The organism is Mucilaginibacter conchicola (assembly GCF_003432115.1).
Classification (GTDB): Bacteria; Bacteroidota; Bacteroidia; order Sphingobacteriales; family Sphingobacteriaceae; genus Mucilaginibacter; species Mucilaginibacter conchicola.
Window position 1 is genome coordinate 1626531 of the sequence record NZ_QWDC01000001.1, and the last position, 14734, is coordinate 1641264.

A 14734-nucleotide genomic window follows, 5' to 3' on the forward strand; every position below is an offset into this window, starting at 1 on the left:
GATTCTTGGCTCTTAACTCTACATAAAATGACATTAGAAATTCTTACACCCGATAAAAAAGTATTTGAAGGCGAAGCCAAATCGGTTACCCTGCCGGGCACTTTAGGTTTTTTTGAAATATTAAATAACCACGCGCCTATCATTTCTACTTTAAATGATGGTAAGCTAACCGTTAGAGGTGCTACAGAAGAAGTATTCTTTATTAAGGGTGGTGTGGTTGAGGCTTTAAACAACAAAGTAACTGTTTTAGCCGAAGGTATTACACACAAGTAATCAAAAACTTTTCTATATGAAAAAGCCCGGACGAATCGTTCGGGCTTTTTTTGTTGTATTGTATTAATCATGATTAGTGTGCAGTATAGCATTTACCGTCATTGGCATAGTCATAGCTATCGGCCCGGCGAGTGTTTGCTTTACTTGCATTGTCCCCTTAATGGCTTTAACAACTTGCGACTCTAATATCCACCCCGTTTGTTTATCAATTTTTACTATTGTTTTAGTTGTTCCGCTAACATTGGACATCCGCATGAAATAGCCGTTACCATTTTTAAACTCCGCCGGCGCACCAGGAACAACAATCGCATCTCCACTTATTTCATAGCCGTCATCAGTAATATTGTTTAAAACATATCTGGTATTAGTTTTTGCAGAAATTGCGCCGGTTTCTAAAAAGGTTCTACTTGTCCAGCTGCCTTTTAAGGCTATCGGAGTTTTAGGGAAGACAATGAATGACTCCTGAAAATTCCCTCTTATTGCTTTGTCACCAAAAGACTGTTGAAGCTGCGCTAACAACTGAGTTTTCTTTTCTTCAGGAATGGGTGGAAGGCCATCGAAGATATTCTTGAATAAGTTTTGAGTATTTTTTATAGTCACGATTTCTCCACGCTTACTTAAAACAAGGTCAAATGGTTTATTAACGATGCTCTTCATAACTCTCGAAAAAATGTTAGAGCTATCTGCTGCTTCACTGTCAAAACTTAAAGTTTTACCCTGAATTTCCATCTCCATACCAATACTTTTATAAGCTACTTCAATATTGTACAACGTGTCTTTTATAGAAGTTACTTTATGAGACATTCTACCTTTAATGGTTGTCTTTATAAGTTGGTGAGCGCCTTGTATAGTTTGGTCTATATCCAACTTTCCATTCGTTGTAAGATAGTACGTACTATCTTTTTGCAGGTTTAATTCGAGTTTTTTCGGTTGAGCGAAGGCAACGGTGGTAGTTGCAAGCAGTAATAAGGTCAGGATCTTTTTCATGAGCGCTAAGATGCGTAAATCCGTGCATCATTTATTGTTCCTTCCGATAATAAAACAAAGGGTTGTTTCATTCCGTGCAAATCAACAATCATCCCCATATTCAGCATTTCACGCCGAATTTTGAAAACTTGCTATGCAAGCATAAAATATGTACCGAATACCGTTTTGAATTTTGGTATAGTAGTTAAAGAATTATATTCTATAAATAACACACAATTCAGAATATTTAAAATAATAATTTAATTATTCGGAATTATATTCTAAATGAAAAAATATTTTTGGCACTATTGTGATTAAAAAGCCCTATTCCTAACTTACAGAAACCAAAATCACCCTGATTAATCAGAACGATATAAACGCTTAAGGCAGCAATGCCACCTATACAAAAATGAGTTCGCAACAGGATACCCAAAACGCTGTAGAATTAAACAAATACAGCAAAACTTTTACGCAAGACCCTACCCAACCCGCAGCACAAGCTATGCTTTACGGCATTGGTTTAACCGATGATGATATGAAAAAGGCGCAGGTAGGCGTTGCCAGCATGGGTTATGATGGCAATACCTGTAACATGCACCTTAATGATCTTGCCCAACTGGTTAAACAAGGCATTTGGGATACCGATATGGTTGGCCTTATCTTCAACACTATTGGTGTTAGCGATGGTATGGGTAACGGTACACCGGGTATGCGCTACTCATTAATTAGTCGTGATGTTATTGCCGATTCTATTGAGGCCATCACCGGCGCACAATATTATGATGGCCTTATAGCTTTGCCGGGCTGTGATAAAAACATGCCGGGCTCCATTATAGCTATGGGCCGTTTAAACCGCCCTTCTATTATGGTATACGGTGGTACCATCCACCCCGGCCACTGGAAAGGCGAAGACTTGAATATTGTATCGGCTTTTGAGGCATTAGGTAAAAAGATAGCAGGTACCATCACACCTGAAGATTTTATGGGCGTGATAAAAAATGCTTGTCCGAGCGCTGGTGCATGTGGTGGTGTTTACACTGCTAATACCATGGCTGCAGCTATAGAGGCTTTGGGCATGAGCTTGCCTTACTCATCAAGCAACCCTGCTTTGAGCGACGAGAAGAAAGCAGAATGTTTAGCGGCGGGTAAAGCCATCCGTGTGCTTTTAGAAAAAGATATTAAACCAAGCGATATCATGACCCGCAAAGCATTTGAAAATGCCATGGTGGTCATAATGGTATTGGGCGGCAGTACCAACGCGGTATTGCACATGATAGCGATGGCAAAAAGCATCGGCGTAAAAGTAACGCAGGATGATTTCCAAACCATTAGCGATCGTATACCGGTATTGGCTGATATGAAACCAAGCGGTAAATACATGATGACCGACCTGCATGCGGTTGGCGGTGTACCTGCCGTAATGAAATACTGTTTAGAGCAGGGCTGGTTACATGGCGACTGCATGACTGTTACCGGCAAAACTTTGGCTGAGAACTTAGCTGAAGTTGAAGGACTGGATTTCAGCAAACAGGATATCATTTGGCCGGTGGAGAAACCGGTTAAAGCTACCGGTCACTTACAGATCTTGTACGGAAACCTTGCCGAAGGCGGCAGCGTAGCCAAGATAAGTGGTAAAGAGGGCGAGCGTTTCTCTGGCCCTGCCCGCACGTTCGATGGCGAGTTTGATCTGATAGATGGCATTACGAACGGTCGTGTTAAAGCAGGTGATGTTGTGGTTATCCGCAACGTAGGCCCTGTTGGTGCACCGGGCATGCCTGAGATGTTGAAACCAACCTCAGCCATTTATGGCGCAGGTTTAGGTGCTTCGGTGGCCTTAATTACCGATGGCCGTTTCAGTGGTGGTACACATGGTTTCGTGGTAGGCCACATCACACCTGAGGCTTACAAAGGCGGTATTATTGGCCTGGTACAGGATAATGATCTGATAGAGATAGATGCTACTACAAACAGCATCAACCTTAAAATATCTGACGAAGAACTGGCGGCCCGTAAAGCAGCATGGGTACAACCGGAATTAAAAGTTAGCAAAGGGCTTTTATACCGCTACGCCAAAACAGTAAGCAACGCTGCCGAAGGTTGCGTAACAGATGAATTTTAGAATGCCCCCTAACCCCCTGAAGGTGGAATAAAAGGGCATTAACGATAAACAATTAAACAAACACTCTCCGCCAACTGGCGGAGGATGGCAGTTAACAAATGGAAACACAAACAATCACACAGGAGATCAGCGATGCGAAGGCCGAAACGGCTAAAGCGCAGGCGGTAGAATTGACAGGCTCAGAAGCTTTATTAGAGGCACTGATAGTCGAAGGTGTGGATACCATTTTTGGTTATCCGGGTGGTGCAATTATGCCTATCTATGATGCACTTTATGACTACAGCGAAAAACTGAACCACATTCTGGTCCGTCATGAGCAGGGCGGCATTCACGCCGGCCAGGGCTATGCGCGTTCTTCCGGCAAAGTGGGCGTTGTGTTTGCTACCAGTGGCCCCGGCGCTACTAACCTGGTTACCGGCCTTGCCGATGCCCAGATTGATAGTACCCCGTTGGTTTGCATCACCGGGCAGGTATTTGCGCATCTTTTAGGTACCGATGCTTTCCAGGAGACCGATGTGATCAATATCACCACCCCTATCACCAAATGGAACTACCAGGTAACTGATGCTACCGAGATCCCTGAGGTGTTAGCAAAAGCATTCTATATCGCACGCAGTGGTCGTCCGGGCCCGGTGTTGATTGATATCACCAAGAACGCACAGATCCAGAAATTTAATTACGAGGGTTATACGCCTTGTAACCATATCCGCAGCTACAGGCCAAAACCAATTGTAAGGCCGCAATATATTCAGCAGGCTGCTGAGCTGATCAATAGTGCCCAAAAACCATTTATCCTTTGGGGACAAGGCGTTATTTTAGGCGAGGCCGAAAAAGAGTTTAAAGCCTTTGTGGAGAAAAGCGGCATCCCGGCTGCGTGGACCATCCTTGGTGCAGGTGCCATCCCTACAGACCATCCGCAAAACGTGGGTATGCTGGGTATGCACGGCAACTACGGTCCTAACGTTTTAACCAACGAGTGCGATGTACTGATCGCTATAGGTATGCGCTTTGACGATCGTGTAACCGGCCGTTTGGATAAATATGCAAAGCAGGCCAAGGTTATCCATTTGGATATTGACCCTGCCGAGATCGACAAAAACGTAAAATCGACCGTACCGGTATGGGGCGACTGTAAAGAGACCATCCCGATGCTTACCCAATTAGTTGAGAAACGCGAGCATACCGAGTGGTTAAACACTTTCCATGAATACACCCGCCAGGAAACTGAGCAGGTTATCCACAACGAGTTGAACCCAACTACTGAGGAAATGACCATGGGCGAGGTGATAAAACACCTTAACGAGTTGACCAACGGCGATGCAGTTATCGTAACCGACGTTGGCCAGCACCAAATGGTAGCTTGCCGTTATGCTAAGTTCAACAATACCCGCAGTAACGTTACCAGCGGCGGTTTAGGTACTATGGGCTTTGCGCTTCCGGCGGCTATAGGTGCCAAATTTGGTGCGCAGCAGCGCGATGTTGTTGCTATCATAGGTGACGGTGGCTTCCAGATGACCTTACAGGAACTGGGTACTATTATGCAAACCGGCGTTAACGTTAAGATCGTTATTCTTAACAACCGCTTCCTGGGTATGGTGCGCCAGTGGCAGGAGTTGTTTAACCAGCGCCGTTACTCGTTCGTGGATATCCAAAGCCCCGATTTTGTAACCGTTGCCAAAGGATATGGCATCGCAGGTAAATCAATATCAGACCGCAGCGAACTGGAAAGTTCATTGAAAGAAATGCTGGCACATGATGGCTCATTCCTTTTAGAAGTTTTTGTTACCAAAGAGAACAACGTGTTCCCAATGGTACCACAAGGTTGCAGCGTAGCAGAGATCAGGTTAAAATAAGTCACTCCATAAACTAAGACAATGGAAATCCAGGAAACTGATAAGCAGGAATTTAACATAACGGTTTACACCGAGAACCAGATAGGTCTTTTAAACCGGATAGCTATTATATTTACCCGTCGAAAAATAAATATCGACAGTTTAAACACATCGCCATCAGAGATAGATAGTATTCACCGTTTTAATATCGTTATCACTGAGTCGGAAGAGGTAGTGCGTAAGCTTACCCGCCAGATAGAGAAACAGGTAGAAGTATTAAAAGTGTACTACCATACCAATGCCGATGTAGTTTGGCAGGAAATGGCGCTGTACAAGGTATCAACAGATGTAATTGCCGAGAAGGTAAGCGTAGAGCGTTTGTTGCGCGAAAACGGCGCACGTGCGGTAACCATCCGCAAGGATTACACCGTGTTTGAGGCAACCGGCCACCGCGAGGAGACCGATAACCTGATCAAGATCCTTCAGCCTTATGGCCTGATAGAATTTGTACGCAGCGCCCGCGTGGCCATCATCAAAGACAGCGAAGGCTTCAACAGCAAACTGCGCGAGTTTGAACGCCTTGAACCGGGCGAGGAAGTGATCGAAAACGAATACCTGAATAAAGGGCAAAAGGTGTTTACGATGTAAATAAAAACGCGCGTCATTGCGAGGTACGAAGCAATCTCCGAACTATACAGAGCGGATTTGCTTAAAGAGATTGCTTCGTACCTCGCAATGACGTGTTGGATAATTAAGTAACTATTTTAAACGAACTATACAGAAGTCATCGGTGCCATCAACAAAAACATCGGTGTAATTAAGTTAAAACAACAAAAACAATGGCAAAACTAAATTTCGGCGGTACTGAAGAGAATGTAGTAACCCGCGAGGAGTTTCCTTTAGCAAAAGCTCAGGAAGTATTAAAAAATGAAACCGTAGCTGTAATTGGTTATGGTGTACAAGGCCCGGGCCAGGCGCTAAACCAAAAAGATAACGGCATTAACGTTATTGTTGGTCAGCGTAAAGATTCAAAATCATGGGATAAAGCTGTAAGTGATGGCTTTGTTCCGGGCGAAACCCTTTTTGAGATCGAAGAGGCTTTAGAGCGCGGTACCATCATTTGCTACCTGCTTAGCGATGCTGCCCAGATTGAACTTTGGCCAACTGTTAAAAAGCATTTAACCCCTGGTAAAGCGCTTTACTTCTCTCACGGTTTCGGTATCACCTTTAAAGAGCAAACCGGCATTATCCCACCTGCTGATGTGGATGTGTTCCTGGTTGCACCAAAAGGTTCAGGTACTTCATTACGCCGTATGTTCCTGCAAGGCCGTGGCTTAAACTCAAGCTTCGCTATCTTCCAGGATGCAACAGGTAAAGCACAAGAGCGCGTTATTGCATTAGGTATTGCAGTAGGTAGCGGTTACCTGTTCGAGACCGATTTCAAAAAAGAGGTATACAGCGACCTTACCGGCGAGCGTGGTACTTTAATGGGTTGTGTGCAAGGTATCTTCGCAGCACAGTACGATGTATTGCGTAGCAAAGGCCACTCACCTTCTGAGGCTTTCAACGAAACTGTTGAGGAGTTAACTCAATCTCTGATGCCATTGGTAGCTGAGAACGGTATGGATTGGATGTACGCAAACTGTTCAACCACTGCACAACGCGGTGCGTTAGACTGGTGGAAAGAATTCCGCGATGCTACTAAACCTGTATTTGAGAAACTTTATGATAGCGTTGCTACAGGTAAAGAATCTCAACGTTCTATCGACTCAAACAGCCAGCCGGATTACCGCGAAAAATTAAACGAAGAATTACGCGAATTACGCGAAAGCGAAATGTGGCAAGCGGGTAAAACCGTACGCAGCTTACGCCCTGAGAACCAGGCTGTAGAAGCGTAATTATACAGTAGCAGTGGCAGTTTTTAGTAGCGGTATTTTTACTGCTACCGCAACTGCCACTGCTACTTTTACTATTATTGTAAGAAAAACATGGGACAAACATTATTTGATAAGATATGGGACGCGCACGTCGTCAGTAGCGCTGAAGGCTTCCCGGATATCTTGTACATCGACACGCACTTTATTCACGAGGTAACCAGTCCGCAGGCATTTGATGGTTTGCGTAAAAGAGGGTTACCGGTTTTCAGGCCGCAACAAACCGTTGCCACGGCCGATCACAACGTCCCAACCTGGGACCAGCACCTCCCCATTAAAGAAGAACTTTCCCGATACCAGGTAGATATGCTTACCAAAAACTGTAAAGAGTTCGGCATCGAGCTTTATGGTCTGGGGCATCCGTACCAGGGTATCGTCCACGTTATAGGCCCTGAACTGGGCATTACCCGCCCCGGCGGTACTTACGTTTGCGGCGACAGCCATACCTCAACGCACGGCGCTTTTGGTGCCATTGCATTTGGTATAGGCACATCGCAGGTTGAACAGGTTTTGGCTACCCAATGCCTGCTGCAATCGCGCCCTAAGCGTATGAAAATTGAAGTGAACGGCAAACTGCAGAACGGCGTTGGCCCAAAGGATATCATCCTTTACATCATTGCGCAGATCTCTGCCGCAGGCGGTACCGGCTATGCCGTTGAGTACGCCGGCGATACCATCCGCTCATTAAGCATGGAAGGCCGCATGACCATCTGTAACATGAGCATCGAAATGGGTGCCCGTTGCGGTTTGATAGCGCCTGACGAAACCACCATCAACTACGTCAAAGGCCGCGAATTTGCCCCTAAAGGCGAAGAGTGGGACAAAGCCGTTGCTTACTGGCAAACACTTTACTCTGACGAGGATGCGGAGTTTGACAGCGTTTTAACCTTCCGCGCAGAAGATATTGAACCGATGATCACCTACGGTACTAACCCGGGTATGGGCATCGGTGTAACACAACACGTTCCGGAGACTGCTTCTTTTGATGTAAAAGAGCAGGTATCATACAAAAAAGCCCTTGATTATATGGGCCTGCATGATGATGAAACATTGTTAGGTAAACCTATCGATTACGTATTCATCGGCAGCTGTACCAACTCACGTATCGAAGACCTGCGCCAGGTTGCCGAGTTTGTAAAAGGCAAACACAAGGCAGATAACGTTACCGTATGGGTAGTACCAGGCTCAAAACAAGTACAGGAACAAGCCATCCGCGAAGGTCTGGACAAGATATTCGATGCAGCAGGTTTCCCGTTACGCGAACCGGGCTGCAGTGCATGTTTAGGTATGAACGAGGATAAGATCCCTGCAGGTAAATACTGTGTATCTACCTCAAACCGCAACTTTGAAGGCAGACAAGGCCCTAACAGCCGCACCTTCCTGGCCAGCCCGCTCACCGCAGCAGCAAGTGCTATTACAGGTAAAGTGACGGACATAAGGGAGTTTTTGAAGGAAGAGGAATTGGTATAACCATGCGTCATTGCGAGGTACGAAGCAATCTCCTAACTATACAGAGCGGACTTGCTTAAAGAGATTGCTTCGTTCCTCGCAATGACGAACACACAATAACACGATGAGTACTAAAATATTCAAACACATACAAACACCGGTGGTGCCGTTGGCTATCGAGAACATCGATACCGACCAGATCATCCCGGCCCGTTTTTTAAAGGCCACTACCCGCGATGGTTTTGGCAATAATCTGTTCCGCGATTGGCGTTTCGATGAGAACGACCACCCGAAACCTGATTTTGTGCTGAACAACCCTACCTACAGCGGTAAGGTATTGGTAGCAGGTAAAAACTTCGGTTGCGGCAGTAGCCGCGAGCACGCTGCCTGGGCCATTGCCGATTACGGCTTTGATGCCGTGGTAAGCAGCTTTTTTGCCGACATTTTTAAAGGTAACGCCCTTAATAACGGCTTGCTGCCCGTACAGGTAAGCGACGATTTCCTGCAAAAGATCTTCGATGCGGTAGCAGCAGATCATACTGCCGAAGTTGAGATAGATCTGGAAAACCAGTTCATTAAGATCTCCGCAACCGGCGAGCAGGAAAGCTTTGAGGTTAATCCCTACAAAAAAGCCTGCATGATAAACGGCTATGATGATATAGACTACATCCTTAGCCAAAAAAATAAAATAGAGGAATTTGAAGAAGTAAGGTAAAAGGCGAAAGGTTAAAGCTAAAAGGCAATGCCCCAATGACAGCGAAGCGAATGACCCAATGACAACGAAGTAATGACCGTAGAACAAAAAGAAATAAAACGCGAAGGCAAAGGCACTGCAAAACTGTTTGATGAGCGCGGTCTGGCTGCCGACTATGCCACTTTACAGCCGCTGTTAAAACAGGGGCTGCGCGTGCTTGATGTGGGCTGCGGTACAGGCGCTATATCGAAAGATATTGCCAAACTTGTTGGGCCAAACGGCAAGGTCACGGGCATCGATAATACCCAATACTTTATTGAAAGCGGCAGGGAAACCTATGCCGATATAAAAAACCTCGAACTTTATCACGCTGATCTTTACACTTACGAACCGGAAGAGAAATTCGACCTGATAGTGAGCGCGCGTACTTTGCAATGGTTAAGCGATCCGCAAAGAGCGGTTAACAAGCTGAAAAGTTTGTTAAAACCAGGCGGCATCCTGTCCATCCTCGATTATAACCACGAAGCACTGGAATGGCAGCCCGAACCACCTGCAAGTATGAGGCAGTTTTATGCCACCTTCCTGCGGTGGCGCTCAGAAGCCGGCATGGATAACATGATGGCTGATAGTTTGCCGGAGCTTTTTAAAGAAGCCGGTTTACAGGATATAGAGGTGCTTGAAGCTAATGAGGTTTACACAAAAGGCAATGCAAACTTTGAACATAAAGTGGGCATCTGGTCGTCTGTTGCGCAAATGAACCAGATAGTTGATGAAGGCTACATCAGCAACGCCGACCGCCTTAAAGCAATTGAAGAATACAACAACTGGATACCAACCCACGCACAGCAAATGGTGATGAAGCTAAAAGAAGTGCGGGGCGTAAATAAAATTTAATAAATAACAAATAACGCGTCATTGCGAGGAACGAAGCAATCTCTTTAAGCAAATCCGCTCTGTATAGTTCGGAGATTGCTTCGTACCTCGCAATGACGGAAAAGATTACATGGGAGTTCAAAAACACATATTAGTAATACCGGGCGATGGTATTGGCCCCGAGGTGACAACCTGGGGTAAAGCAGTTTTAGAAAAAATCGGCGCTGATTTTGGCCACGAGTTTACCTTTGACGAGGCATTGATGGGCCACGCAGGTATCGAGGCTACAGGCAATCCACTGCCTGATGAAACGCTTGAGAAAGCAAAAGCAAGCGATGCTATCCTGTTTGGCGCTATCGGACATATCAAATATGATAATGATCCATCGGCAAAAGTTCGCCCGGAGCAGGGTTTGTTAAAGATCCGTAAGGAACTGGGCCTGTATGCCAACCTGCGCCCTATTATGCTGTTTGATGAACTATTGGATGCTTCGAGCCTGAAACCGGAAATACTTCGCGGTACTGATATCCTGTTCTTCCGTGAACTGACCGGTGATGTGTACTTCGGTGAGAAAAAACGCAGCGAAGACCGCAATACTGCGTCAGACCTGATGATCTATTCACGTTACGAAGTTGAGCGTATCGCCATCAAAGCTTATGACGCAGCGCGCGTACGCGGTAAACGCCTATGTTCTGTTGATAAGGCTAACGTACTTGAAGCTTCACGCTTGTGGCGCGAGGTAGTACAGGAAATTGCCAAACAATACCCTGATGTTGAGACCGAGCACATGTTTATTGATAACGCGGCCATGCAGCTGGTTAAAAATCCTAAGAAATTTGATGTGGTATTAACCGCCAACCTCTTTGGTGATATCCTTACTGATGAAGCTTCGCAGATAGCAGGCTCTATGGGTATGCTGGCTTCGGCTTCGGTTGGTGATGGTACAGGTTTCTTTGAGCCTATCCACGGTTCGGCACATGATATTGCCGGTCAGGACAAGGCTAACCCATTGGCCTCTATCCTATCAGTTGCCCTGATGCTGGAGATCAGCTTTGGCCTAAAAGACGAAGCCAAAAAGATAACCGATGCTATCGACAAAACATTAAAACACGGTTACCGCACCGGCGACATTGCCGACGCAAATACCGATAAAGCAAAAATATTAGGCACCAAAGCCATGGGCCAAAAAGTGCTGGAGTATTTATAAGTCAAAATTAAAAAGTCAAAAGTCAAAAAAATAATGACTTAATGACTAATGACTCAATGACTAAAAATGAAGTGGAACGCTGAATTATATGATAACAAACATGCTTTCGTATTTCAATACGGCGAGAGTGTGTTAGAGATGCTTGATGTTAAACAAGGCGAGCATATCCTCGACCTGGGTTGTGGTACAGGCCATTTAACAAACGAGATCCAGAAACTGGGTGCTGTTGCTACGGGTATTGATTCATCACCTGAGATGGTGAAAAAGGCACGCGAGACCTATGGTAACGTAGATTACTTTGTGGCCGATGGTGCCGATTTTCATTTCGATGAAAAATTTGACGCCGTGTTCTCGAATGCAACACTGCACTGGATCCGCAATGCTGATGCGGTAATAAAAAGTGTTTACAATGCACTTAAACCCGGCGGCCGCTTTGTGGCCGAGATGGGCGGCAAAGGTAACGTAGCTAAATTAATAGCGGCTACCAAACAAGTGCTGGTCAATCATGGCTATGCAAAACAGGCCAAAACCGAGGTCTGGTATTTCCCATCGCTGGCAGAGTATGCTGCACGTTTAGAGGCGCAAGGGTTCAGGGTTACATTTGCGGCGCATTTTGACCGTAAAACACCACTGCAGGATGGCGACCAGGGTGTGGCCAAATGGATCACCATGTTTGCCCCGCTTTATTTGGTTGGCATCCCCGAAGAAGAGAAAAAACAAATGCTAACAGAAGTTACCGAACTGCTTGAGCCGCACTATAACGAGAACGGCCAATGGTACGCAGACTATGTGAGATTAAGATTTACAGCTATTAAAGAGTAGCAAGTATATAGTGTCAAGTAGCAAGACATTGCAGGGCTTGAATAAATACTTGATACTTAATACTAACTACTCGATACTAAAACTAATACAAAACGAAGAAATATGTTACACGATCCAAACCGCGTTTACGTTTTTGACACCACGCTTCGCGATGGCGAGCAGGTACCGGGTTGCCAGTTAACCACCCCAGAGAAGATAGAGATTGCCCGCGAGCTGGAAACGCTTGGCGTGGATATTATTGAGGCAGGTTTCCCGGTATCAAGCCCGGGCGATTTCCAGAGTGTTGTGGAGATATCTAAAGCGGTATCGGCACCAACTGTTTGTGCGCTTACCCGTGCCAACAAAGGCGATATCGACTCGGCCATTGAGGCTTTGAAATACGCTAAACATCCGCGTATCCATACGGGTATCGGCTCATCAGACCAGCACATCAAGCACAAATTCAACAGCACCCGCGAGGAGATCTTGCAGCGTGCGGTTGATGCCGTAAAATACGCCAAAAAGGCAGTTGAAGACATTGAGTTTTATGCCGAAGATGCAGGTCGTGCAGATGTGGTTTTCCTGGCGCAGATGGTTGAAGCTGTTATCGCTGCCGGTGCTACCGTAGTGAACATCCCGGATACAAACGGTTATTGTTTACCAGACCAATACGGTGCTAAAATTAAGTACCTTAAAGAGAACGTTAAGAACATCGATAAAGCCATTATCTCTGTGCATTGCCATAATGATTTAGGTTTGGCTACCGCTAACTCTATTGCCGGTTTACAGAATGGTGCCCGCCAAATTGAAGGTACAATCAACGGTATTGGCGAGCGTGCAGGTAATACCTCTATCGAGGAAGTAGTAATGGTGCTTAAAACTCATGCAGCGCTTGGCCTTTACACCAATGTAAACGCCAAAAACTTCTACGAGATGAGCCGTATGGTAAGTTCGCAGATGCGTATGCCGGTGCAGCCAAACAAAGCCATTGTAGGTGCTAACGCCTTCGCACACAGCTCGGGCATTCACCAGGATGGGTTCCTTAAAAATCGCGAGAATTACGAGATCATTAAACCCGAGGATGTTGGCTTCCCGAGTGCAAGTATCGTGTTAACTGCCCGCAGCGGTCGCCATGCTTTGAAATTCCACCTGGAAAGATTGGGCCACAAACTGGATAAAGACGAACTTTTTGACGCATATCAGCGCTTTTTAATATTAGCTGACAGCAAACTGGATATAAACGACGACGACCTGCAAGGCTTAATGGCTGCCAAGCTGGTAAAGAACTAAGTGATGGATACAGATACAGCATTGCATTTGGATTTCGACGCGGCCTACGCAAGGCTGAAGGATGTGGTAAAACGTACCCCGCTGGAGTATAACCAGCGCCTCTCTGAAAAATACGAGTGCAACATATATTTAAAGCGCGAGGACATGCAGATAGTGCGCTCTTACAAGTTAAGAGGCGCATACAACATGATCAGTCAGCTAACTGCGGATGAGTTGAGCCGTGGCGTGGTTTGCGCCAGTGCCGGCAACCATGCACAGGGTGTGGCTTACTCGTGTAAAAAAATGGGTATTAAAGGCGTAATTTTTATGCCCGAGATTACCCCTAAACAAAAGGTTAACCAAACCGAGATGTTTGGTAACGGCAATGTTGAACTGGTTTTAACCGGCGATACTTTTGACGATTGCCTGCGAGAGGCTCTGGCCTACACCGCAGAGCACGGCATGACCTTTATCCCGCCGTTTGATGATTACCGTACTATTGAAGGCCAGGGAACTGTAGGTATAGAGGTGTTACAAGACCTGCCCAACCCCGAAGTTGCCATTATGCCTATTGGTGGTGGTGGTTTGGCTGCAGGAATGGGTACTTATTTAAAACAAGTCGTTCCGGGTATTAAGCTGATAGGTGTTGAGCCCGAAGGTGCACCATCAATGCTTACCTCGATCCAAAACGGAGAGAACACCGCATTAGGCGATATCGACCGCTTTGTAGATGGTGCTGCGGTAAAACGTGTTGGCGATAAAACTTTTGCCATCTGTAAAGAGATACTGGATGATATGCTTACTGTACCGGAAGGAAAAGTTTGTACCACCATCCTTAGATTGTATAACGAAGACGCCATTGTGGTTGAACCTGCAGGCGCACTTTCTGTAACTGCATTGGACGCGGTTAAAGACCAGATAAAAGGCAAAAACGTTGTCTGCATTATCAGCGGCGGCAATAATGATATCGACCGCATGGCCGAGATCAAAGAGAAATCACTGTTGTATGAGGGGTTGAAACATTACTTCATCGTTCGTTTCCCACAACGCCCCGGTGCGTTAAAATTATTTGTAACCGAGGTATTAGGCCCCGGCGATGATATTACCCGTTTCGAGTTCATCAAAAAAACATCGAAAGAAAACGGCCCCGCCCTGGTAGGCATCGAACTAAAAAATGCCGGCGACTACACTGCCCTGCTTCAACGCATGCAGGAAAACCGTTTCGAGGTGATAGAGATCAACAAGGATGCTACACTGTTTGAGTATCTGGTCTGAACCAGAATCAGAAGAATTTAAGAATTTATAGAAAAAGAGCCG

Annotated in this window: 13 protein-coding genes; 12 read left to right on the forward strand and 1 reads right to left on the reverse strand. The window is 45.8% G+C overall.

Translation table 11 applies throughout. From position 1 onward, the window contains the following. The first annotated feature begins 27 nt into the window (after nt 1-27). Nucleotides 28-273 (forward strand): ATP synthase F1 subunit epsilon, encoded by a 246-nt coding sequence (atpC, locus tag D0C36_RS07285; RefSeq protein ID WP_117390887.1) that lies wholly within the window; start codon nt 28-30, stop codon nt 271-273. A 63-nt stretch (nt 274-336) separates the two neighbouring features. On the opposite strand, the gene D0C36_RS07290 is transcribed toward atpC, so the two are convergent. Further along, on the reverse strand, nt 337-1260 hold the full coding sequence (locus tag D0C36_RS07290) for a DUF6263 family protein (RefSeq protein WP_117390888.1): 924 nt from the start codon (nt 1258-1260) through the stop codon (nt 337-339). A 388-nt stretch (nt 1261-1648) separates the two neighbouring features. On the opposite strand from D0C36_RS07290, the gene ilvD reads away from it, so the two are divergent. From ilvD to ilvA, 11 genes are all read left to right on the forward strand, one after another. Further along, nucleotides 1649-3358, forward strand: a complete 1710-nt coding sequence (ilvD, locus tag D0C36_RS07295; RefSeq protein WP_117390889.1) for a dihydroxy-acid dehydratase — start codon at nt 1649-1651, stop codon at nt 3356-3358. 98 nt (nt 3359-3456) lie between these two features. Then, on the forward strand, nt 3457-5211 hold the full coding sequence (ilvB, locus tag D0C36_RS07300; RefSeq protein ID WP_117390891.1) for a biosynthetic-type acetolactate synthase large subunit: 1755 nt from the start codon (nt 3457-3459) through the stop codon (nt 5209-5211). 21 nt (nt 5212-5232) lie between these two features. Then, nucleotides 5233-5838, forward strand: a complete 606-nt coding sequence (ilvN, locus tag D0C36_RS07305) for an acetolactate synthase small subunit (RefSeq protein ID WP_117390892.1) — start codon at nt 5233-5235, stop codon at nt 5836-5838. Between the two features lie 191 nt (nt 5839-6029). Then, nucleotides 6030-7088, forward strand: a complete 1059-nt coding sequence (gene ilvC, locus D0C36_RS07310) for a ketol-acid reductoisomerase (protein WP_117390893.1) — start codon at nt 6030-6032, stop codon at nt 7086-7088. Nucleotides 7089-7178: 90 nt separating this feature from the next. Next, nucleotides 7179-8594 (forward strand): 3-isopropylmalate dehydratase large subunit, encoded by a 1416-nt coding sequence (gene leuC / locus D0C36_RS07315; RefSeq protein ID WP_117390894.1) that lies wholly within the window; start codon nt 7179-7181, stop codon nt 8592-8594. Nucleotides 8595-8697: 103 nt separating this feature from the next. Next, nucleotides 8698-9288 (forward strand): 3-isopropylmalate dehydratase small subunit, encoded by a 591-nt coding sequence (gene leuD / locus D0C36_RS07320; protein ID WP_117390895.1) that lies wholly within the window; start codon nt 8698-8700, stop codon nt 9286-9288. 72 nt (nt 9289-9360) lie between these two features. Beyond that, entirely contained in the window at nt 9361-10161 is an 801-nt protein-coding gene (locus D0C36_RS07325) for a methyltransferase domain-containing protein (protein ID WP_117390896.1), read from the forward strand. A gap of 109 nt (nt 10162-10270) precedes the next feature. After that, nucleotides 10271-11347, forward strand: a complete 1077-nt coding sequence (gene leuB, locus D0C36_RS07330; protein ID WP_117390897.1) for a 3-isopropylmalate dehydrogenase — start codon at nt 10271-10273, stop codon at nt 11345-11347. Between the two features lie 66 nt (nt 11348-11413). Continuing rightward, nucleotides 11414-12169 carry a class I SAM-dependent methyltransferase gene (locus tag D0C36_RS07335; RefSeq protein ID WP_117390898.1) on the forward strand — a complete coding sequence of 252 codons (756 nt, stop codon included), beginning with the start codon at nt 11414-11416 and terminating at the stop codon, nt 12167-12169. A gap of 102 nt (nt 12170-12271) precedes the next feature. Beyond that, nucleotides 12272-13438: a 2-isopropylmalate synthase gene (locus D0C36_RS07340; RefSeq protein ID WP_117390899.1), complete on the forward strand. Its 1167-nt coding sequence runs from the start codon at nt 12272-12274 to the stop codon at nt 13436-13438. Between the two features lie 3 nt (nt 13439-13441). Continuing rightward, on the forward strand, nt 13442-14692 hold the full coding sequence (gene ilvA, locus D0C36_RS07345; RefSeq protein WP_117390900.1) for a threonine ammonia-lyase IlvA: 1251 nt from the start codon (nt 13442-13444) through the stop codon (nt 14690-14692). Nucleotides 14693-14734: the final 42 nt, after the last annotated feature.